General features: G+C 38.3%; 13 protein-coding genes and 1 tRNA gene. 6 read left to right on the top strand and 8 right to left on the bottom strand.

Translation table 11 applies throughout. The annotated features are described in order from the left end of the window. Window positions 1–108: 108 nt before the first annotated feature. Both FXV91_RS03345 and FXV91_RS03340 read right to left on the bottom strand, forming a co-directional pair. A complete protein-coding gene (locus tag FXV91_RS03345; protein ID WP_229388607.1) occupies window positions 109–1119 on the bottom strand; it encodes a glycosidase in 1011 nt (336 codons plus the stop codon). A gap of 8 nt (window positions 1120–1127) precedes the next feature. Next, window positions 1128–3512, bottom strand: coding sequence for a glycosyltransferase family 4 protein (locus tag FXV91_RS03340; RefSeq protein WP_229388297.1), 2385 nt, complete (start codon window positions 3510–3512; stop codon window positions 1128–1130). A gap of 1820 nt (window positions 3513–5332) precedes the next feature. Here FXV91_RS03340 and FXV91_RS03335 point away from each other — a divergent pair. From FXV91_RS03335 to FXV91_RS03325, 3 genes are all read left to right on the top strand, one after another. Then, entirely contained in the window at window positions 5333–8170 is a 2838-nt protein-coding gene (locus FXV91_RS03335) for a disaggregatase related repeat-containing protein (protein ID WP_229388606.1), read from the top strand. Window positions 8171–8448: 278 nt separating this feature from the next. Next, window positions 8449–8970: a tyrosine-protein phosphatase gene (locus FXV91_RS03330; protein WP_229388295.1), complete on the top strand. Its 522-nt coding sequence runs from the start codon at window positions 8449–8451 to the stop codon at window positions 8968–8970. A gap of 333 nt (window positions 8971–9303) precedes the next feature. Further along, entirely contained in the window at window positions 9304–9828 is a 525-nt protein-coding gene (locus FXV91_RS03325; RefSeq protein ID WP_229388293.1) for a hypothetical protein, read from the top strand. 346 nt (window positions 9829–10174) lie between these two features. Here the strand turns inward: FXV91_RS03325 and FXV91_RS03320 are convergent, their stop codons facing one another. The 5 genes from FXV91_RS03320 to FXV91_RS03300 all read right to left on the bottom strand — a co-directional run bounded on the left by FXV91_RS03320 (window position 10175) and on the right by FXV91_RS03300 (window position 16102). Continuing rightward, window positions 10175–10582, bottom strand: coding sequence for a DUF1699 family protein (locus FXV91_RS03320; protein WP_229388291.1), 408 nt, complete (start codon window positions 10580–10582; stop codon window positions 10175–10177). A 717-nt stretch (window positions 10583–11299) separates the two neighbouring features. Then, window positions 11300–14542, bottom strand: a complete 3243-nt coding sequence (locus tag FXV91_RS03315) for a tetratricopeptide repeat protein (protein ID WP_229388604.1) — start codon at window positions 14540–14542, stop codon at window positions 11300–11302. A gap of 507 nt (window positions 14543–15049) precedes the next feature. Then, a tRNA-Gln gene (locus tag FXV91_RS03310) sits at window positions 15050–15122 on the bottom strand. A gap of 208 nt (window positions 15123–15330) precedes the next feature. After that, window positions 15331–15732, bottom strand: coding sequence for a hypothetical protein (locus FXV91_RS03305; protein ID WP_229388289.1), 402 nt, complete (start codon window positions 15730–15732; stop codon window positions 15331–15333). 37 nt (window positions 15733–15769) lie between these two features. Next, the gene (locus FXV91_RS03300; protein ID WP_229388287.1) at window positions 15770–16102 is read right to left on the bottom strand and encodes a DUF2551 domain-containing protein; all 333 of its coding nucleotides are present in this window, start codon (window positions 16100–16102) and stop codon (window positions 15770–15772) included. 993 nt (window positions 16103–17095) lie between these two features. On the opposite strand from FXV91_RS03300, the gene FXV91_RS03295 reads away from it, so the two are divergent. Then, window positions 17096–17356, top strand: coding sequence for a hypothetical protein (locus FXV91_RS03295; protein ID WP_229388285.1), 261 nt, complete (start codon window positions 17096–17098; stop codon window positions 17354–17356). A gap of 125 nt (window positions 17357–17481) precedes the next feature. Beyond that, window positions 17482–18930: a saccharopine dehydrogenase C-terminal domain-containing protein gene (locus FXV91_RS03290; protein ID WP_229388283.1), complete on the top strand. Its 1449-nt coding sequence runs from the start codon at window positions 17482–17484 to the stop codon at window positions 18928–18930. Window positions 18931–19779: 849 nt separating this feature from the next. Here the strand turns inward: FXV91_RS03290 and FXV91_RS03285 are convergent. Continuing rightward, window positions 19780–20826 carry a YncE family protein gene (locus FXV91_RS03285; protein ID WP_229388281.1) on the bottom strand — a complete coding sequence of 349 codons (1047 nt, stop codon included), beginning with the start codon at window positions 20824–20826 and terminating at the stop codon, window positions 19780–19782. Window positions 20827–21241: 415 nt separating this feature from the next. Here FXV91_RS03285 and FXV91_RS03280 point away from each other — a divergent pair, with 415 nt between their 5' ends. Beyond that, window positions 21242–21556, top strand: a complete 315-nt coding sequence (locus tag FXV91_RS03280; RefSeq protein ID WP_229388602.1) for a CRISPR-associated endonuclease Cas1 — start codon at window positions 21242–21244, stop codon at window positions 21554–21556. Window positions 21557–21794 lie beyond the last annotated feature (238 nt).

The raw sequence follows: 21794 nt of genomic DNA, 5'->3' as shown, positions 1-21794 counted from the left end.
GCGTGCTCCAGGCAATCGGAGATAACATAGCAATTCTAATAAAGATCCCCCCAGAACTCTATACTTATAAGCTCACTTTTCCTCTGTTTTAAACTACCTTCCCAATTCTTATTCGGAATCAAGATGTCTGTGCCCTTCAAATGTTCTGCAGAACTCTTCAGGACATTGTTCCTCAGGGCACCCATGGATATATTTCAGGACATCGCAAACTTTTGCGGTTGCCAGGGATACAGAAGTATCTGCACTTCCATAATAAATACGAATTTCGTCATTAGTCAAGACCCAGCCGCAGGGGAAAACAACATCATTGACGTCTCCACTGCGCTCATACAGTTCACGGGGCCCGAAAACCCATCCTTCTGACCTGTGGAGGACTTTTTTGGGATCTTCGAGGTCAAGAAGAGCCAGCCCGAGCCGGTAACTTGTTTTTGATGTTGTTGGGCGCACTCCATGATACATTATTAGCCATCCGTCAGATGTACGGATTGGCTGAGGGGACAAACCTATCTTATTGGCATCCCACCACCCTCCTTCCCTGGCATACAGAAGAACCTGATGATCACCCCAATATCTCATATCCGGGGAAAAAGATATCCAGATATTTGCCTTTGCATTTCCCATTAAAGAGACCGGCCTGTGTAACATTGCCCACCTGCCGTTAAACTTTACAGGAAACAGGGCTGAATCTTTGTTTTCAGGTGGCATGGTAGGTCCTACCCGCTCAAAATTGCGGAAATCCTCTGTAAAGGCAAGAGATGTTAAGGGGCCGGAATCCGAAAAAGCAGTATATGCTACAGCCCATTTTCCCATCTCATCAACATAAGTCAGACGAGGGTCTTCAATGCCATATATCTCTTCAGGATAGTTTACAGGATCGGGAGTAAAGGTCGGTTCAGTGTCAATTTCCCATCCATCGATTCCATTATTACTCCTGGCTACCGTAAAGTGAGAAAAGCCCCTGTGGTCTTCAACCCTCACCAGTAACAGAGTTTTACCATCAACTATCGCAGCTGCAGGATTAAAAACTGAATTGGCCTGATACGGCCAGTCTTCAACGGTAAGTATAGGGTTCTTTTTATGCCTTACAAACAGTTCTCCATGGTCTTTCCAGATTACCATATCACCACTCACTCTGCCTGATTTGTTGATAATAGGCTTTTTCTCTTTGGCAGGACTTCTTCACTTACTACCTGCTGGAATAAGGCACCATAGGCTCTATCTGCATATTTATTTAATGAACTTAAAGCCATGAGGAAGCAGATTACGGATTCCGCGCCCTGGTTGCAGTTCATTCCATCACAGTTGAGCCCGTCGCAGACCGCACCTGTTGAGACATCATACATCGGAATTAGCAGGCGGTTTCTGCCCAGGAAATACTCAAAAGAGTATCTTGCAAGATCCAGATATTTTTTCTCGCGGACAGTCTCATAAGCCGAAATGTAAGCCTGAGTCAGGTAACCTGCCTCTATGGGCTGCTGGTCAAAAATCGGTTTTTCTCCATCACAGGAGTACCAGCCCTGATTTCCAACGATATCAAAAAAATCGCCTTTCCATTGGGCCTCAGTAAGGAAGTCCAGAGTGGCAAGACCAACTCTTCTGTAAGTCCGGTCTTTAGTGTACTTATATGCCAGTATAAGGGATTCACTCAGTTTTGCATTGCTGTAGGTGACCGTAGGTTCAAACCAGTCCCAGCCTTCTTTACTGTTAGCTTTGTAAAGGTCAACCAGAGAATCTGCATGGCTGATAAATATGGATTCAAAGGTGTCCCTGTCTACAAGAGAGTCTATGGGTCTGACAGCGTCCCTGCGGGAGTTAAATACAGATTCAAAAGAGTCCGCATCTACGCCTGCCTTGAGCATCTCATACAGCCCACACATGGTGTAGGCTTTTGCCCTCGGATAACTCAGTTTTTCCATCTGCGTTTTTGACTTGCTGATAAGCGTATGTGCAAGCGTACGTATATTTTTTGATAGGTAAGGACAGCTTACCACATGCCCAAGCCCGTAAATCGCACGCCCGAGAGTATCTTCACTTCCTTCCTCGTCCAGAAATTCCCTTTTATAACTCATAAAGTTATGAAAGTGCCCTGAATCTGTCTGGGCATGTTCAAGGAAGCTCATATAGGTGGTAATTAACTTCCAGAATTCTTCGGCTTTTTCATGGCTATCGATAAGCTGCGTTAATACAACAAGTCCCCTGCCTACATCATCGGTACTGTATCCGTGATGCCGGGCAGGCACACCCAGATTAGTGTGCTGTATAATCCCTACATCATCGGTCAGCAGTTTAAGGTAGTCAAGTTTAACTTCGGGAAGCTGGTTTGGAAGGAAATTAAATCTGTTCTGTATTCTTGGATAGGTACTGTATTTCTTTAAAGCCTTGCTAAAAACGGCATTATATTCTTTACCTACGTTTTTCCAGGTCATTTTTCTACCAAAATCGTATGCATTTTTACGCATATTATTACACTCGTCCGGATTTTCAATCAGGTATAAAAGGGAATTTTTAAAACCGTCCTTATCTCCGAAATCTACGAGCATCCCGCGATTATCGGAAAGCATTTCCTGTGCGTACCAGTAAGGAGTGGATACTATTGCTTTCCCCATGCCTATAGCATAGGTCAGGGCGCCGCTTACTATCTGTTCTCTGGAAAGATAGGGAGACGCGTAAATATCGCTGGCAAGGATATAATTGCAGAGCTCTTCTTTTTCGACAAACTTATCGTGAAATATCACGTTATTCTCAAGCCCGAGTTCGGAAACTCTGTTCATAAGATACTGCCTGTATGCTTCTCCATTGTGTTTTTTGACCATCGGGTGGGTAGCACCCAGTACAAGGTAGACAAGGTCGGGATACTGGCTTACAACATCAGGGAGAGCCTCGAGCATGCTTTCGATACCTTTGTTCTGGCTCAGCAGACCAAAAGTAAGAACAAGTGGAGATCCTTTAAGATCCAGTATTTTTTTATATTTTTCACAGTTGTTAAACGGATAGTCAGGCACTCCATGAAAGATAATCTCTATTTTGTCTTCAGGAGCGTTATAAACATCTTTTAGCATGTCGACTGCAGTCTGGCTCATTACAACCAGCTTTTCAGAGTACTTTATGAGTTTTTCTGTAGATGTACGGTATTCCGGCTCAGGCTCCCGAATCACAGTATGCATTGTAGTAATCACAGGTTTGTTTATTCCGGAAAGGAGAGTGAAAATGTAATCGCCTGCGTTTCCCCAAAAAAGACCGAATTCGTGTTGAAGACATACTATGTCTGCATCTGACTGGTTTATAAAGTCTGCAGCCCTGTAGTAATCCTCTATTTTGTCCCTTTCTATTTGAAAAACGACCTCTTCCGGATAATCGTATGTTTCAGAAGGGTCATTAAGGGCGATGACCTCACAATGTATATCGTCATGCACCCCGGATACTGAATTCAAAAGATCAAAAGTAAATGTAGCAATCCCACATTCTTTCGGAACATAAGTTCCTATAAACAAAACTTTCAGTTGCTTATTCAACTATTTCCCCCCAAACTTAAGGTAATCAGAGCCGTACTTCTCGCTAATAGAGCTTTTAAAGCACTTAATTAAGTCTACTCCCCACCTAACAATACTTAATTAAGCAGTACTCCCCGATTTTTTAATTATGCTTCATAATTCTTCATTCATCTTGTGTTCTCAGCTCAATACATATCAACCTCCGTATTGACGCAAAGACTATATATCCACAAAGTTTATTACCGTATCATATTTAACCTATTTATATTTACCGCAAAACACGCGACTGTTTAAAAAATATATAGTTTAAAGTCGAAAATACATATCCATTTTCTTAAGAATACCGACCGTCAACCGCTCAACTTACTAATTTTTGAAAAGAGCGATATATTTATAATCCCCACCCGATCACTCACTTTACTAAAATTTAGCTAACTGAGTAACAAAATATTGATTCGATACAATAATTGTATCCTATGATATTTAATATTATTTACAAATATAATTACACGAGTTAGCAGAAAAAAGCAATATATCTTCTATTAAATAGTTTTATTGAAAAAAACCTTTTAGAGATTTTTTGAATAGATAATTCGGAGAAAAATATAGCACCATAGCAATCTTTATTTATGTTTATATCTTTTTTTGTTTACTATAAACAACAAAACTATTTTTTCTATGTTTTTGGCTTAAGATCTTTAATGTGAATCACTTTTATTCATCTCGACTTTTACCTGAATCTATCTGGCTGTCATACCTTTAAGAGAAGATAAAGCAAAATCTATAGTAGCCTTAAGATCTTTAATAGGAAGCTTATCCTGGCCTGCAAAAGTGACCTGAAGATAGATTTCAGAAAGGACCTACTTGTAAGATCAAGCGCATTGAGCTCCGAAGGTGTACCTTTTATTTTCCTGATACACGCATTGAAATAGCTATCAGCAAGTAATTTATACTCAGGCCCGGATTTTTTACTATCTCTAGATGAGTGGGTAAAAGACTGAAACTATTGAAGATACTGAAGATACCTGGCGATGCTGAAGATAAAAGAAGGTGCTGACACTGTGGAAGATAAGTGAAGGTATAAAGTAGCTGAAGATGCTTGATCTAAAGGTAAAGAATTCAATGATTTTGAAACAACCGCTCTGAAAGTTATACGAATGATTTCAAAATCGTTGAGGTATGATCTACAAAAACCTTATTTTATTAAAATTTTTCCAGATATTTGCATTATGAAATAAACACTTCTTTTTTGCGGTTCTGAACTTTTAGATGCTAACGATAATGATTTTTTTGCATTCCTGCTTCTACACGATCTCCTTTTCTGAACTCATAAAATGTATTTATCTGGTTGCACAAATATTTTTATAATATAATGAATAAAGTACTACACAACTTACTCAATAATTTAAGCAATGTAATAAAATTTATTTATCCAGTTTACAACTTGATGAGCCAGTTAAAACAATAGACTAAGTCCTGCAAAAGAAACAGTCCTGAGCTATTTATCCTATCCAATACAAAGATAATAGCTTCTTACGGATTCATTTTAAGGATTTCTTTTGTGAATTAAACGTTTATAACTGGATATTATCTGTCAGATCCGACATTATAGACTCCCAAAAACGAAATTCATTTGAGTGAGTAATCGAGACCAGATTACTCAAGATATTTTAATATGGCAATTTTGAAGAGATTGTATATTTTTTCAAAGTATATTTAAATTTTATTTAACAGAAATTATTTAACAATAATTAAAGGTGATAGCTCTGTTGAATCGAAAGTTAGTAATATTTTTCATAGTAAACTGTCTTGTCCTGTCAGGCGTTCCTGCAGCTTTATGCATGAGTTCAGCACCGGTTGTTTATGTTACCGGAGACGGCAGTGGGGACTTCAACTGTGATGGAAAAGACGACCACATACAGATAAACGAGGCTCTCAAATTCGTAGCAGAAAACTCCGCATATACGACTGTTCATCTCAAGGGACCTTTTACATATAGCATTGATGAGACCCTTCTGATAGGCAGCAACACTATCTTTGAGGGCGACTCAAGTGCAAAAATAAAGCTTGTAAGCAATGCTAACTGGGAAGCCTGGAAACCGATGATCAAAGACAGAAGTTCTGGCAGCCACGACATCATCATCCACGGTTTTACAATTGACGGAAACCGGGAAGGTAATACAAATGTGGTTAGTGGAAAAGGGTATTATAACCTTATCCACCTGAGCAACTGTCAGAATCTAAATGTATATGATATGTATCTGACCAATAATCACGGAGACGGCCTGAAAGCTGATAAATGCACCAGCGTAAAGCTTTATAACAACAAAATTTACCTGCTCGGGCATGATGGGCTTTATGCCAGTGGCTGTTCAGGCGTGGAAGCCTACAACAACACAATAACCTGCAGGACAAACAGTGCCCTCAGGTTATATAACACAAACGAAGCCTCTTTCCACGATAATGTTATAACGTCGGAGGGTTCCGGAGGCTCAGGGATTGAAATCCAGAAGTATAACACTCCCTTAATGGACGATATTGAGGTCTACAACAACGTAATATACAAAACTGCTCTTGCCGGAATCTGGATTTTCGGATCAGGGTCTTATTCCGCTTCTTCGGCAAACGTCCATATCCATCATAACCAGATATATGATACCGGAACCAAATCCAGCAACAGTATAATAGGAGGAATCGTATCCAACGGATTCGGTGGACTCATTGAGAACAATGTAATCGATGGCGCCTATGGAGCTGGCATTGTCCAGAAGACCGTATATTCTCCAGCACCGTCAGGCTCGGGCTTTGTTCTTACAGCAAGAAATAACATAATTACAAACTCCAGATCTTCTTCAGCCGGAGGAAGCGGGTATGGTATTAACAATGAACTTACAGACACCCACTTTTTTGTCCTGCAGAACAACTGCTTCTACGGGAATACAGGAGGAGAATACAAAAATGTTCAGGCATCGTCCTCCGATATAAAAGTAGATCCGCAGTATGCTGATAGAACTAACCATGACTATCACCTGAAATCAAAAGCAGGACGATGGAATGGAGTCAGCTGGGTAACTGACAGCACAAGTTCTCCCTGCATCGACGCAGGGTACAGCTCTTCAGACTATTCAGCAGAACCTCAGGACAACGGAAACAGGATTAACATAGGGGCTTTTGGGAACACAAAGTATGCTTCTAAATCCGGAACATTGACATCAATTAACAACCAGGCTCCTGTGCTGAATCCCATCCAGGAAGTCACTGTTGAAACTGAAAAAAGCCTGACCATTACAGTAAGCGCATCGGATGCAAACGGAGACAGCCTCACTTATTCCGCCTCAAATCTTCCCAAAGGAGCAATTTTTGACAGTAATTCAGGCCTTTTCAGCTGGACGCCGACTGCAGAACAGGAAGGAAAGTACAGCGTAACTTTTGAAGTAAGCGATGGAAAGCTTAAGGACTCGGCTACAGCAAGTATAAGTGTCATCAAACAGAAAAGTTCCTCACCCGTAACAGGGAAAGTCTACGATAACCGTCTGCGTGAAGCTTCCCCTGAAACTGTTTTTGAGAACACTTCCTTTATTGACATTGGGGGAATGAGTACTGGCAGGTACAGGGACGCCATGTGGTTTGACCTGAGCGAATATACAGACTCTGCAGAAATCAGCAATGCAACCCTTTCTCTTTACTGGTATTACCCTGCAGGAAGCTCAAGATCAGAAGATACTATAATTGAAGTTTACAGGCCTGCTTCTACCTGGAACTCAAACTATGTTAGCTGGAATAAAAAAGATAAAGGCGTTGCATGGAAAAATCCCGGAGGGGACTGGTACGATAAAAATGGCGTTTCTCAGGGCAGCACTCCATATGCTTCAATAACCCTGAAAGGCAGTTCCCTTCCTGATAACAGGTACTATAAGCTGGATATAACTGACCTGGTAAATGAATACCTTAGCGGTAAATACGAAAATACGGGATTCATTATCAAGGCAAAGACTGAAAATAACAATTACATAGCTTTTTACAGTTCCGAAGCCGGAAATGAGAACCAGAAACCCGAGCTTACTATAATTGAGAAGCCATCTGTAAATCCTGTTATGGATATAACCGTTACCAGTGCGAAGGATAACCGCCTGCGTGAAGCTTCCTCTGAAGTAGTCTATCAGGACAGCTCCTTTATTGATGTTGGTGGAATGAGCACTGGCAAGTACAGAGATGTCATGTGGTTTGACCTGAGCGAGTACACCGGTTCTGCTGAAATTAGTAGTGCAAATCTTTCTCTCTACTGGTATTATCCTGCAGGAAGTTCAAGACCTCAGGACACTGTAATTGAGGTTTACAGGCCTGCTTCTACCTGGAATCCAAATTATGTTAGCTGGAACAAAAAAGATAAAGGTGTTGCTTGGAAAAATCCCGGAGGGGACTGGTACGATAAAAATGGCGTTTCTCAGGGCAGTACTCCCTATGCTTCAATAACCCTGAAAGGCAGTATTCTTCCTGATAACAGGTATTATAAGCTGGATGTAACTGACCTGGTAAATGAGTACCTTAGAGGTAAATACGAAAATACAGGTTTCCTTATAAAAGCCCGCACGGAAAACAATAACTATATTGCTTTCTACAGCACTGAAGCAGGAAGTGAAAACCAGCGCCCGAAGTTGAATCTGAAATCTGGATTATAATTTATCAGCAATTTTAGTTTCAGGAAGGTACTTTACAGGGTCGGTAATAAAAAACGGCAATTTCTTAACCTCCACCCCTGTATATTTTTTGGATAACTCTTTTGGATAACTCTTTTGGATAACTCTTTTGGATAACTCTTTTGGATAACTCTTTTGGATAACTCTTTTGGATAACAGGCTTTACCATTTTCTCAGAGCCTGACTTTTTCTGGTTTTAATGTCAAAATTAATTTAAAACTGAATAAAGAATTTATATATTCTGGCTTCATACCCTCCGTATGGTTCCTGCTCTATTGAGCCCTCTTGAAATGCCTGTAATAGATGGCATCAGAATCCCGCTAAATTTGTATGTCGTGCTTAAGGAGCCAGCGCTTCTTGCTGGCATGTCTTATCCGGGGATGCGCACGCCCTGGGAAAACATAGGGGGCGCTGGTTTCTCAGGAGTTGTCTGTCTTTGTGATTCAAAGGTTTCATATAATCCCTATCCTCTCGAAGTACTGTTTTCTGAAGAGTTAGAAGATCTGCATCACGGTCTTCCCCCAATTAACCCTCAAATGCAGGAGGAACTTGTAAGAGAAGCAACCGAAGTAATAAAACGAGAAATAAATGCCGGTAAGGGAATTGTTGTCCACTGTATGGGTGGAATAGGCAGGACTGGTACTGTGCTGGGTTGCGTACTCAGGGAACTTGGTTTTCGTGCTGAGGAGATAGTAATTTATCTGGACAGAATAAATAGACTTCGGGGCGTAAAAGGATGGCCTGAGGTGAAATGGCAAGAAGAGATGGTACGTAAGTACTGATGTATTCTGAAAAATTAACGTTCAGATGAAGAATTCTTTAATTCATTGACATTCACTTTCTTATTCACTTTCATATCATTTTCATACCCCCTTTCATACCACTTTCATACCACTTTCATACCACTTTCATATTTATTTCATATTCACTTTCCTGACAAAGATTTTACAACAATATCATTAATTTCTCAGACACTTTTATTTTTCTTTTATTTTTTCTTTTCGTAGTCAGATTCGCTTTTAGGCTAACTAACAAAAGCCCAACTAATGGAAAAATTTAATAACATGATGTTAACATACTAACAGTTTAATTTAAGTTAAAATGTGGTGATAGCTATGGTAACAAGTCAAGAAAGACAGAGGACAAATCTGGCCAGAATGAAAGAAATAATGGAAGAAATTGAAAGCACAACAAACGACTCTGATCTGATAGCCGAATTAAATGAACTTCTAAGAAAACCATATTCGCTGTCACTAAAGTGGCATATAATTATGTTTAAAAGTGAAGTCGAAAGAAGCTTGAGGTATTTGGAAGATATAAGAAAAGAAGAACTCAAGATAACAAGCGGAAAGAGCAGGCAAAGAAAGGAACCAAAAGGAGGATTAAAGCAGGTTTACTATAAATCCTCAGAGATTCCAAGCGCATTTAAACTTGATTACTGCATTGTGTATGATGCTGAAAAAAACCAGTATAAATGGTTAAAATGCAGCACTCCCAGAAATACAAGAGCAAAAGTCTTTACAATTCCAATATCTATGATTGGGGAGGATAAACTTCAGTGGAGTGAGGAGATGAAACAGAAATGGGGAGAAGACAGCATCGGACAGAAAGAATTAGGGGAAAGGGCTATTAATAACTAAAAAACACACCAGCAGGTATATCAAAGATCCCGGAGCCAGTCACTTTTATTTGCGAAGTATCGGGAGATTAAAGGATATTAACATCGGAAGCTCTTAAAGCTGCGGTTAATGCAGAGTCCCATAACGCAAAAGGCACTTAACATTTCTATACTGTATATCATCCGTTGCAGCAGTTACGTACAAAAGTCCTTTGATTTAATGGATGCTTCAAATCCCGGAATCCAATTTTCTTATTCTTTTCAAAAGAAGATTTAAACTGGAGATTAGATAATAAATGTGGAATCGATGCTCTGTACAGTCTAATCTCCAGCAAAGTCTTAAGGGTCACACCTTATTATGTACGGATTCAGGCAGGGATTTCCTTATTCAGGATATAAGAGATCATTTCGGGGTTCAACTTGCTCTCCCTTGAAACTCTTTTTTCGATTTCCTCGGAGGATTTGCCCTCGATTTTCATCTCTTTAATCCTTTCAATTACCGAGGATGAAATGCTGTAATATTCGTTGATGTCCTTCCTGTGCCCCCAGACATCTCCTTCAAGGAGCTGGACTCTCTGCATCTGGAGGAACATCTCTATGGACTTTGAGACCGTGCGCCTGTATGATTTGGGTAACTGGATTACCTCAATCTTGGGGCAGGTTTCAACCAGTCCAAAGATGTCYTTGTTCGAAGGCCTGAAGGCCAGGTGGACGATACGCTCATTCGGATTAAGTGTAAAGATTTCTTCTCTGGAACTAACTACTCTTATTCTCATGTTTTTCCCCCACTGTAAAGTTTTTTTATGTTTTAAGTTGTTTTATGCTCAGATATTTTATGTTTAGGCAGTTTTATCTTCAGGTAGTTTTATGTTTTTACTACAGTATTAACTACTTATACTTATTATAAATAGTTATCTCATTGGACTAATATTATTTAGATAGTATACTGGGTATTCTACTTTTATCAGGTTCCTTAAAATAGCTTTTAAAAGCTCAAAACCGAATAAAATCACTCTATACAGACGATTGTCTCATCTTTTCTTTGGTTTTTGCTATCTTTCTTACTATAATTTTTTTTACAAACATTTCAATTTATCCTGACTTTTAACTCGTAGAGTTCCTATATTTTCAGCTTAAGATTTTGATAATTTTACAAAAGACATGGAAACCATCCATGTAGACAGGGTTTATGCTTCGTACCAATGAATATGACATATTTAATAAATAAATAATGAATCTGAAACTAAATAATGGATTTAAAACTAAATAATAGATTAATAAATACTGGATTTAAAAAGAAAATGAGATTTAAAAATAAAATGGGAGATTTAAAAAATAAAATGAGAGACTTAAATAGAAAATGAGAGACTTAAATAGAAAATATTTGAGAGGTGGGTCTAGACCACTGGAAATTTTTAGGGAGATCCATATTCAAAAACCCTCTGCAGTAAACATTAAATGGAACTCTATACCTATTTTCGACTTATGCGGGTTTAATCTTCAAATTTCAGTTCATACTCTTCCTGCAGTTCCCTATCAAAAAGTTCTTCTTCAACCTTCAATGTACTGGTTCCAGTTCCGGTTTTTCCTTCAGGCATGCCAAGTTCAACAAGAGTAAACTGCTTCATTCTTTCAATCCGGGTATCTTCGGGGTTCAATTCTGCAGACCTGTTTAAAGCTGAAAGTGCTTTATCGTATTCTCCTGTGTTGTAATGGAGGACACCCTTATAATACCAGGTTCTTGAGTTATGCAAGTTAATTTTAAGCGCGTCTTCAATAGCCATAAATGCTTCATCGTGTCTACCTAACCTTGAAAGCATAAAGGCCCTTTTTGCAAGAGCTTTCTGGTCATATGGGTTGAGTTCCAGTACGCTGTTAAAATGTCTCAATGCTTCCTCATACATCCCGTTTTTGGAGTAAATGTATCCTCTTGTAAAAAGAGAATCCGAATTTTCAGGGACAATTTCCAGAGCTCGGTCAACAGCTTTTAAGGCTTCATCTGACCTGTGCATTCTGGTGAGGATTGCTCCTTTCTTTGACCAGAGGACCGGGTTGAAAGGATTTAGCTGTATCAGCCCGTTATACATGCTGAGTGCATCGTCGTATTTTCCGGTCATTATAAGGATGAAACCTTTGTTTGACAGCGCTTTTGCATTATCCGGCTGAAGGTTTATTATCTTATCATAGGCTTTTAAAGCCTCTTCAAACCTGTTTAGCTTGGAGAGGGCATATCCTTTTCTCAGCATTATTTCAGGGTTTTCCGGTGTAAGCTGATATGCTTTTTCAAGGTACTCGAGCCCTTCTTCATATTTATGGAACTTTAGAAGGGTCTTTCCTTTCAAAAAAAGGAATTCACTATTCTCCGGGTCCATATCGAGTGCGGTGTCCGCAAGCTCAAGGGCTTCCTGAGGTCTCTGGAGTTCCAGGAGACTTGAAATTTTAAGAGGGAGAGCATCCACACTGTCCGGCTCAATTTCAAGTACTTTATTTGCAATCTCTAATGTCTCTTTATACCTTCCTAATTGATAGAGCACAAAACTCTTTTTACACAGGGCTTTTACATATTCCGGGTTGAAATTACATAGCTCGCTAAAAGAAGATAACTGTCTTTTTGACGAAAGAGTGTTTATAAAGTCCGGAGTAAGGCGGATTACTTCATCAAGCGCATAAAATGCTTCTTCATATCTTTTATGTTTGATAAGAAATTCCGCTTTTAAACGCCAGCCATCTGGGTTGCCAGGTTCTGTTTCAATCAACTCATTAAGGGACTTTTCCTCTTCAAGAATTTTATTTTGTTTGTTTTTCCAGGTTTCAAGAAGGGATCTTGAGTCAGGATGTTCCGAATCAATTGAGAGAACATACTCTATCTGTTCTATTGCTTTCCCGAAATCTCCCGAATCCGCATATCGCAGAGCCAGCTTTTGCATCTCATTCACTGCATGATATGCAGAGATCTGGACAGCTATATCCCCCTGCGGTCCTCTTGTAGGCTGAAACACAACCTGAATTTGAGCTCCCCAGTATACATTCTTTAAATCAACGTTAGATATTGAACTGTCGATTATTGAACTGACATGAAAAAAATATGTTTTTCCATCCTGACCTGTTATAAACCCGTAACCCTGTGGTGCAATATACTTGAAAATCTGGCCCTGCCTGCGAGAAATTTTACTGCAGAAATCTTTCTCTAACTGCCTGGTTTCATCGTCGTGATCATCTTCGGAACGGAGATCCACCTCATCCGGGGCAGGTTTTAGCTTTTCAGGGATAAGAGAAGAGTTAGAGGGGCTTATAAAGGGAGGAGAGGAGTTAATAGATGAGGAGTTAGTGGAAGGGGAGTTAATAGATGAGGAGTTAGTGGAAGGGGAGTTATTAGATGAGGAGTTAGTGGAAGGGGAGTTAATAGATGAGGAGTTAGTGGAAGGGGAGTTAATAGATGAGGAGTTAGTGGAGGGGGAGTTAATAAAAAGAGAGCCGATAGATAAGGACTCGATAGAAGAATTGACAGATTTTTCTATCCTGGAGCCTTTATATTCCTTCAACACGCCCATGAGTTTTCCATAGCCTATAAGCTTTTCATATTCTACACATATTTGTCCGGAATAGTCTTTAAAAGCAGAATCAAACAGGGATATCACGTTTTCCAGGCGAGTACTTTCGTGCTCACTGTTTTTTTCTTGCAGGGCTGTTATAAGAGATTCAGCTGCTCTGTATTTTTTGTCCCTTTGCAGAATATAAATAGAGGATTTTAACAAAAGAGGGAGAACATCATCATTATACTTTTCATTCCCTTTCCCGGCAGTTTCCTCAACTCTGACATTTTTGCTCAGTAGTGAAAGAAGTACGTCCTTGAATATTGAGTACCTTCTCCCGTCTTCAGTCAGGACGCAGAATATGTACCAGGTATCAGGATCTTCTATCGGCAGTATCAGGTTAAAATATACTGACAGGTTGATATGGGCTTTTTCACAGTTATTTATTTTAAGGGCAGCATATGCCGCATTATGGATATATTCAGGCAGGGGTTCTCTATAGAATGCTTCTTCAAAATAGCCCAGAGCCTGTTCAAAAGCCTCAAGATGTGCCAGACAGCAGCCTGCATTATAATGGAAAACACCAATATCCGGGTATTTTTCAGCAAATTTCGATAATTCCGAAATCAGGGAAGATAGGGGAGAGTAATTTTTGTTTTTTATGCAGTTCTGGTACTGGCTGTTTATTTTGTCCCACTTCTTTTTGTCTTCTTGCAGATGGGTTGAATCAAGGCTGTTTAAGGGAAATGATAAATCCGGCCCATTAAGTGTCAGCTTTGCAGAGGCTACATTTACTTTAAAATCTCCGAGAACTTCTTCGATCTGACTCTCAATCAGATTATGATCTTCGTCTTCGTTTTCTGACGTTTCTTTTCCAGTTTCAGGATTTTGAGGCTGCCCTATTTTCTCGTTTGCAGATCCGGGATAAGCAGATTCCAGTGCAGGTTCTACACTCAGTTCTACAGGTTTAGAGCTCGGGTCCATATTACTTAAAGGTCCTTCCAAGCCCTGGTCTGAAATTGAGTCTAATAAGATTTCCCATGCCCCTATCATTTTATAATATACGCCGGCAGTCCCTCTTTTTGTCTTAATTATGGTGAAATCCTCACCAATACCTTCTATTTCTCCCTCAAACACACTTCCATTGATCAAAGTTAGATTGACTCTATTCCCGATTGATGCCTTTCTGGAAAATAAGCCCATCACTTTAAAACCCCTTTAAATCACTCTTTCTCTCTAATTATTTTATTTGACTTATATGTTATATACTTTGTTAATTTGTGGTCAAACACGTTTTTAAAAAGAGACCTAAAAAATGGTTTTAAAAAAGTTCAGAAATCTATCCAGTTGAAATTCGAAGGTTCAGAACCTGGCCGTTATCACCTTAAAGGTATTTCAGATCAAGCTGTAGACCTGTAAATCTCAGCAATCTGCCCTCATAAAAAATCTGAAACTCACTGAACGGGTCATTGTACAGCCGCATTTTTTGATAATACGAGGGGTGATATCGTGGAATGGTGTCGTTTTTGCTCCTGCAGTATGCAGGTCTATAAAAGCAGGTCTCAAATTATCAAATTACAGAAAAGGTTAAATATTAAATATCAAAAACAAAAATAATATTAAAGATCAAAAACAAGAATATTAAAGATCAAAAACAAGAATAAAACTTTCGCCTTTCAGTCAAAAGACTATAACTTTCAAAATATAGAGTAGCCCGGCACGGATTCGAACCGAGGTTGCAGGATCCAGAGTCCCGCATGATTGACCGCTACACTACCGGGCTTCGATGATTTTTCGCTGTGGGGCGTGATTCTTGCGCCCTGAAGCGTATCTTCTAAAGGAAGATTATATATATATAACTTTCGGCTGAGCGCTTTGAATTCTTTAAAGGTTCAGGAAGAAGCTCAATCTATAATGTATTATAATTTTAAATAGTCTAATTTGAGAAAAAAAAGTTATTCTGGCCAAAAGTTTCTATTATTGGTATCAAGTCAAAGGCTTTCTTCAGGCTGATTGAGGACAGCTGTCCACCACCAGCGGGCCATATCTATAAGGTCTTTCGTAAACTGGCCGGAAAGTCTGTATTCTCTGTTTTTAATAGAGATAAGCCCGGCCCCGAGAAGCTTATTGCGCATAGAATAAAAAGAGGCACGGCCTATCTGGAGCTCTTCCAGAATGGTCTTCCATTCATCGGTTCGGATCGCATTGCCTGCTGCCTGCCGCTCTTCAACCATTGACAGAAATTTTTGGCCTCTAACGGCAGTGGCATCTTCCTGGAAAATACGCCGCATAAGATTATAGTATGGGTCTCTTGAGTGACTTATACGGGTATTGGCATCCGATCGTACAACGATAGTAGTTGCTGTTCTGGGTGCGTTTTTCACAAGTGACATTGTCTATCAGGTAATTGGGCTTGAAGTTGTAAGCTTTTCAGACTGAGGAGTCAGTAGATGTTTTTGTGGGTGAAGAAACTATCTTCATAAGCAGGTCTATATACTCTTCCCTTAAAAGATAAACCATCGGGGTTTTGTAGGACTCCTTATGTGCCCTCAGAATTCCAAGTTTCGAATGAATATACCCTACCATGGATGCTACTGTATTCCTTGATACATTATATCTACTTGAAAGCATTTCATGCAGCTCATCAATAGTTGCTTTTTTTACCTTGATGAAGATACACAGTATTGCCCTTCGATATCCATTGGAATCAACTTCAAGAAATTTCTCTAGTCTGGATTTAATTTTAGCTCGGATGGATACCATAAATTACCACCTCTACTGATGTAGTAAACTATGTCAGTTATAGCTCTATATATAGGTTTGTAAATTTATTCGTCCTGATGGGAATGGATATTAAAGCTCCTGCTTTTCAGGCAATTTTACTTTGCTTCAAATTCAGCTTCGTGTATTGATATATCCTTTCTCCAATATATCGCTTTTTATTATCCATTTCCATTCTCTATACCTCTGTCATTATCCCGTATTTGTCCTGAACAGGTAATGATTTTTATATTTTTGTCTTTAACTATTTTTTTCTGATAATCCTTTGTACTCCTTGGGGGGCTGAAAAAACCTTAAAATTTCCTGCGAGAAATTGAACACTTAGATAATATATTTACTTGACAACATTATTATTTTCTTACTAACGGATATATTAAGTTTGTGTTCAATACTCAAAAACACGTTGAGTTTATTTGATTGGTATAACGAGACTCCGAATTTTCTGTTAGTTTATAATATTTTACGTATTATTTCAGGACCCTGTAAAATCCAGAGAAACCTTCGGATGCTATTGTTTTAAAAATTGATTCACTCTTAATGAATCAAATCATTTGATTCATTAAAGTAAATTGATTACATACACAAAACAGGTTTAAAAGTCTATCGTTGAAGAATATGTGACAATGTGTTAGTAGTCAAGGAAATTGAATAAGTAAAATAAGAAAATGGAATAAGTAAAATAGGGAAATGGAATAAGTAAAAGTAAGAAAAACCTGAACGGTCCTGAACTCGCAACTTCTTCATCAAAAAAGGAATTAATATTAATCGGGTATAGGTACTCTTTGTTTTGTATACCTGAACTGTTAGATTTCCACAGTATTTTATATTTTTAGTTCAATTCGTAACATTAGACTAATTTTAACACAAATTTTCTGAAGAGTAATACTAGAAACAATAACAAGAATCTAAAGGGACGTAATCAAAATAAGTTACTTAAAGTCTCAAGATTAGAAAACATCTTCTTCGGTTATTTTGGTGAAAGTGGTGGAATCAATATTTTTTTACTGTTGTAAAGAAAGAAAAAGTATTGAAAATGCCGGAAAAAGAAGGAAAAAGAAGGGAAAAGAAGGAAAAAGAAGGGACAAAAACAGGATGAGCACAAATGAAATGCCTGAACTGGAAGTAAGGAAATTAATGTTTACTGGAAGAATTGCCAGAATAAATGATAAAACAGTATTTAATTTTTTAAAGATTTGCAAAAATGATCTTAGAAAAATGAGAATTCTTAAAAAATAAATCTCTTTTTCCTTTTATTTTTCCTGATATCTTTTTATTATATACTTCCTATTATTATGTCTGGGGAATGTGCTTATCTTAAATGGATATGGTATTAAAACACTGTCGACAATGGAAGAAAACCTATGAAAAAAAAATTTTCCAATAAAATCCTCATTATCGGTTATGGCTCAGTTTCACAATGCACCCTACCCCTTTTAATGGACAAACTCGATGTTCCGCTAGAAAACATTACCTTAATTGATTTTGAAGACAAATCAAAAGCTCTGAAAAAATATACTGATCAAGGGTTAAGATATGTCTGTGAAAAAATTACCCCGGAAAATTTAGATCAAGTTTTGTCACAATATCTGGAAAATGAGGGCTTGCTCATTGATCTGGCGTGGAATATCGCTGCTAATGATATCATTAAGTGGTGCCATGATCACAAAGTATTGTACCTTAATACTTCGGTTGAAGTATGGGATCCTACGAAGGGATTTCTGACTCAAAGTCTATTAGAAAAATCGCTTTATTTACGGCAAATGGAATTGGTTGAACTTTCCCGTGATTGGAAAGATGCACCAACTGCTGTTATTGACCATGGCGCAAATCCTGGCTTGATATCTCACTTCGTAAAGCAAGCCCTGCTGGATATTGCCACGCGCACCTGTGCTGATAAGAAAGTCTCTCCTGAGGATGAAAAGGAAATTTGCCTCCTTGCGAAAAACAAGGATTTTGCCCGCCTGGCTAAGAAACTGGGAATTAAAGTGATCCATTGTAGCGAGCGAGATACTCAAATTTCTAACCGACCAAAGGAGGTTAATGAATTTGTAGGGACATGGAGCATTGAAGGATTGAGGGAAGAAGGAATAGCTCCGGTTGAAATAGGTTGGGGAACGCATGAGAGCAAATTGCCGCCCCTGGCGCATATGCCTCCTTGTGAACCGAAAAATATGATTTTCTTGCCCCAGATGGGCATTAATACATGGGTCAGATCGTGGATACCAGATGAAGAAATTGTAGGTATGGCGATCCGTCATGGCGAAGCATATGGCCTTTCACAACTGTTAACTATTTGGGAAGATGGCAAGGCGATCTATCGGCCTACCGTACATTATGCTTATATGCCCTGTAATGATACACTTTCCTCTCTTTGCGAATTGCGAGGCCGGAATTATGATCTTCAACCCAGACTCAGGATTATGACAGATGAAGTCACATCTGGAAAGGATATAATGGGAGCACTCTTGATGGGCCATTCTTATAATTCCTGGTGGACCGGGAGCTCATTGAGCATTGAGGAAGCCAGATCCCTCGCTCCCGGTCAAAATGCTACCACCCTTCAGGTAGCTGCAGGCATTGTTGCTGCTGTACTCTGGATGCTTGAAAATCCGCGAGAAGGTATTAAAACACCTGAGGACCTGCCTCATGATTTTATCCTGGATATTGCCAGACCGTATCTTGGAAAATTTATTTCCACACCATCGGACTGGACACCGCTTAAAAATCGCAAAATATTTTTCAAAGAAAATCCAGCCGTGGAACATAATTCCGATCCGTGGCAATTCGAAAATTTTCTTTTCGTAGATTAATCCTGAGAGGCTGTCTTAAAATTCAAACCATTTCTATATCTGGATAATGGGCAGCGTTAACTTTAAATTCAGACTGTAAATCTACTACATAGGACTCACTCAATTGAGACATAAAATCAAACACATTAAACATCATGGTTTGAATTTGCACTTTAGAGATTTACGGTTTAATGCTACTGTCTTTCAGTTCAAGCGTGTAAGCCCTATCCAGATTATAGAAATAAATTTAATTTTAAAACGCTCTCTATCGGAACCCTGTATTTATATGAAGCAAAATGCCAAAAGTGATAAGCATTTTAGCCTATTACCTTAACAGTCGTGTTTTAGAAAGGGTTAAAGCTTGGGAGAATTTGTTTTGAAGGGTCAGGTTAAGGTTTAAGAAAAGAACTCGAAGAGAACTTCTAAGGTTACTGGTTATTAAGGTTGCTGGTTATTAAGGTTACTAGTTATTATAGTAAACTTAATTCCCGAACTGATTTTTACTTACTCAAAAACTAGCTTATAGTAGAGAGAAAGAGCTTGACTTATATATTTTCCTGGCTCTGTAGAAATCATCTGTGATAAAGAGTCTTTATTAATTTGAACTTAACTGCTTGATCCGTTTTAATGAACAATTTTTCAACCCCTAAAAGCTTATTCAGGCAGGTTTTCTATAAAGCCGAAAATCGAATTGGAAAGCTTACGTACAGGAGAGTCAAAGAAATATCATTTGAATGTTTTGGAATATCTCTTCATTATTACGGCTATTAGAACGGATACAATTAATCCACTGATAATCTCACGAATATACGGGATAATAAGATTATTGATAAAATACCATGTAAGGCTAATATATTTATAGAGTAATCTCTAGGTGGAACTATTCTGTGGGGGCTCTGGAAGAGGACCTATGAACTGACCTAAGCCAGCAGGACCATATCCTTTTACATCTATGTTATTATTTATTACTTCGTTTGTTTTGGTATCAATTACACAGATATTGTTACTGCCTGAGTTCGTCACATATACCTTTTTTCCATCAGGTGTGACTGCAACTCCACAAGGATAGTTTCCTACATTCTCAACGGTATCTGTAACAGTATTTGTTATGGCATTTATCACAGAGATGCTGCCGCCAGGATTCTCGTGGTTTGCTACAAATGCTTTCGTTCCATCAGGCGTAAAGGCGACTCCGCGAGGATACTTTCCTACTACTATTGGTGAGCCTATAATAGTATCTGTTATCGTGTCAATTACATAAACAGTACTGGTGCTTAGACCTGTCACATATACCTGTGTTCCATCAGGTGTGACTGCAACTCCGTAAGGATCAGTTACTACGTCTATCTTCTTTATAGGAGCGTTTGTTGCTGTGTTAATTACAGAAACAGTTGCCTCGCCGGAGTTTGCCACATATACCTTTGACCCATCAGGTGTGATTGCAACTTCAATCGGATGGGCCCCTACAGATACATTGTTAACACTGTAATTTGAGGCATCAATTACGGAGACACTTTTGCTGTAGTAGTTTGCTACATATACCTTTTTTCCATCAGGTGTAATTGCAACCCCTAAAGGATACATTTGTACAGACACACTTGTAATATTACTATAGTTTGATGTATCAATTATAGAGATATTGTTACTTTCCTCGTTCGTTACATATACTTTTTTTCCATCAGGACTGACTGCAACTCCAGCAGGGTTAGCTCCTACAGATATATTTGCTATAAAGGTGTCAGTTGTTATATTAATTACAGAGACATCGTTACTTTTTTCATTCGGCACATATGCATACGCAGCAGATAAATTACTTTGTACATTGGGTGTTGACTCCGTAAATGAAAAAATAATTAAAAGTAAGAGAAAAGCTGTTGAAGCTAAAACGATTGGATATGCTTTGCCCCGCTTTTTCATTTGTGTCCCTATTAAACGCTATATTTTAAATTTAAAATGTTGTTATAAAATTAAACAGATTTATTTTTTTATCAGAATTTTTGAACATTTTAAAATTTATAATAATATCTACTATGTTAAATCAATAATATAATTGCCTATTATATAAAAACAAAAGAAAAAATTATTAGAAATTAGGCTACTAAATGACAGCTAATCTGAATTATACCTTGAAGGTGGTTTAGCATGGAAATACGGAATACGTTTTCCAAACTAATTCCTGAAAGGTATGAGTTCTGTTCAAGGATAGAGCAGTATAGAATGCCTATGGGTTCAGGAGATATGGTGCCATGCTGAATTATGGCTTGAGGCTGAGTGTTTGAGATTGATTAACACAGTAGGGTTTTAGATTCCTGAAGAGGTTTTTTTGCATGAAATGAGAAACGAAAAAAGAAGTTTAGCATATGACCTACAGGAGATTTTTAGAGGGGAGATAGATGTAATAGTCTATAGATTACTTTCAAAAGGTTATAGGGTTCCTAAAAGCGACTTTTTGAGAATGAGTAACTATGCTCTCAGATTAAGAGTAGGTGGAACCGATAAGCTAAGTAAGGCTTATGAAACCCGAATGAGTGAAAGAATAGAGTATGAAGGGAAACTTATCCCAAGAAGGAAAGTAATAGAAAGGAAAGGGTTTGAATTAGCGGAGTATGTAGAAGGAAGAAGAGAAGATATTGATTTCTTGTATTAAGGCGAGTGTAAAAATATGTATGTTTTTACTTGTAAATTGTAAATTTAGTAAATTTACAGTAAATTGTGTAAACTGTTAGTGGGCGAGCGTGTAAACATTTACAATAAAAAGTAAAACAGTATTGGGTAAATTTTACAGGTAAAATAGTAAAACCATGCAGGAATTTCTAGTAAATTTTAAAGTGTAAATAAAACTTAATACAAAATAAAAAAGTATATTAAGAACGGACTAAATAAAA

The sequence above is a fragment of the Methanosarcina sp. DH2 genome (assembly GCF_020804225.1).
Lineage (GTDB): Archaea > Halobacteriota > Methanosarcinia > Methanosarcinales > Methanosarcinaceae > Methanosarcina.
This window is presented reverse-complemented; position numbering and strand designations above follow the sequence as displayed.

Excerpts from the sequence above, each read along its gene's own strand:
- FXV91_RS03345 (WP_229388607.1), bottom strand. The coding sequence starts at position 1,119 with ATGGTAATCTGGAAAGACCATGGAGAACTGTTTGTAAGGCATAAAAAG.
- FXV91_RS03335 (WP_229388606.1), top strand. The coding sequence starts at position 5,333 with ATGAGTTCAGCACCGGTTGTTTATGTTACCGGAGACGGCAGTGGGGAC.
- FXV91_RS03330 (WP_229388295.1), top strand. The coding sequence starts at position 8,449 with ATGGTTCCTGCTCTATTGAGCCCTCTTGAAATGCCTGTAATAGATGGC.
- FXV91_RS03325 (WP_229388293.1), top strand. The coding sequence starts at position 9,304 with ATGGTAACAAGTCAAGAAAGACAGAGGACAAATCTGGCCAGAATGAAA.
- FXV91_RS03315 (WP_229388604.1), bottom strand. The coding sequence starts at position 14,542 with ATGGGCTTATTTTCCAGAAAGGCATCAATCGGGAATAGAGTCAATCTA.
- FXV91_RS03305 (WP_229388289.1), bottom strand. The coding sequence starts at position 15,732 with ATGTCACTTGTGAAAAACGCACCCAGAACAGCAACTACTATCGTTGTA.
- FXV91_RS03300 (WP_229388287.1), bottom strand. The coding sequence starts at position 16,102 with ATGGTATCCATCCGAGCTAAAATTAAATCCAGACTAGAGAAATTTCTT.
- FXV91_RS03290 (WP_229388283.1), top strand. The coding sequence starts at position 17,482 with ATGAAAAAAAAATTTTCCAATAAAATCCTCATTATCGGTTATGGCTCA.
- FXV91_RS03285 (WP_229388281.1), bottom strand. The coding sequence starts at position 20,826 with ATGAAAAAGCGGGGCAAAGCATATCCAATCGTTTTAGCTTCAACAGCT.
- FXV91_RS03280 (WP_229388602.1), top strand. The coding sequence starts at position 21,242 with ATGAGAAACGAAAAAAGAAGTTTAGCATATGACCTACAGGAGATTTTT.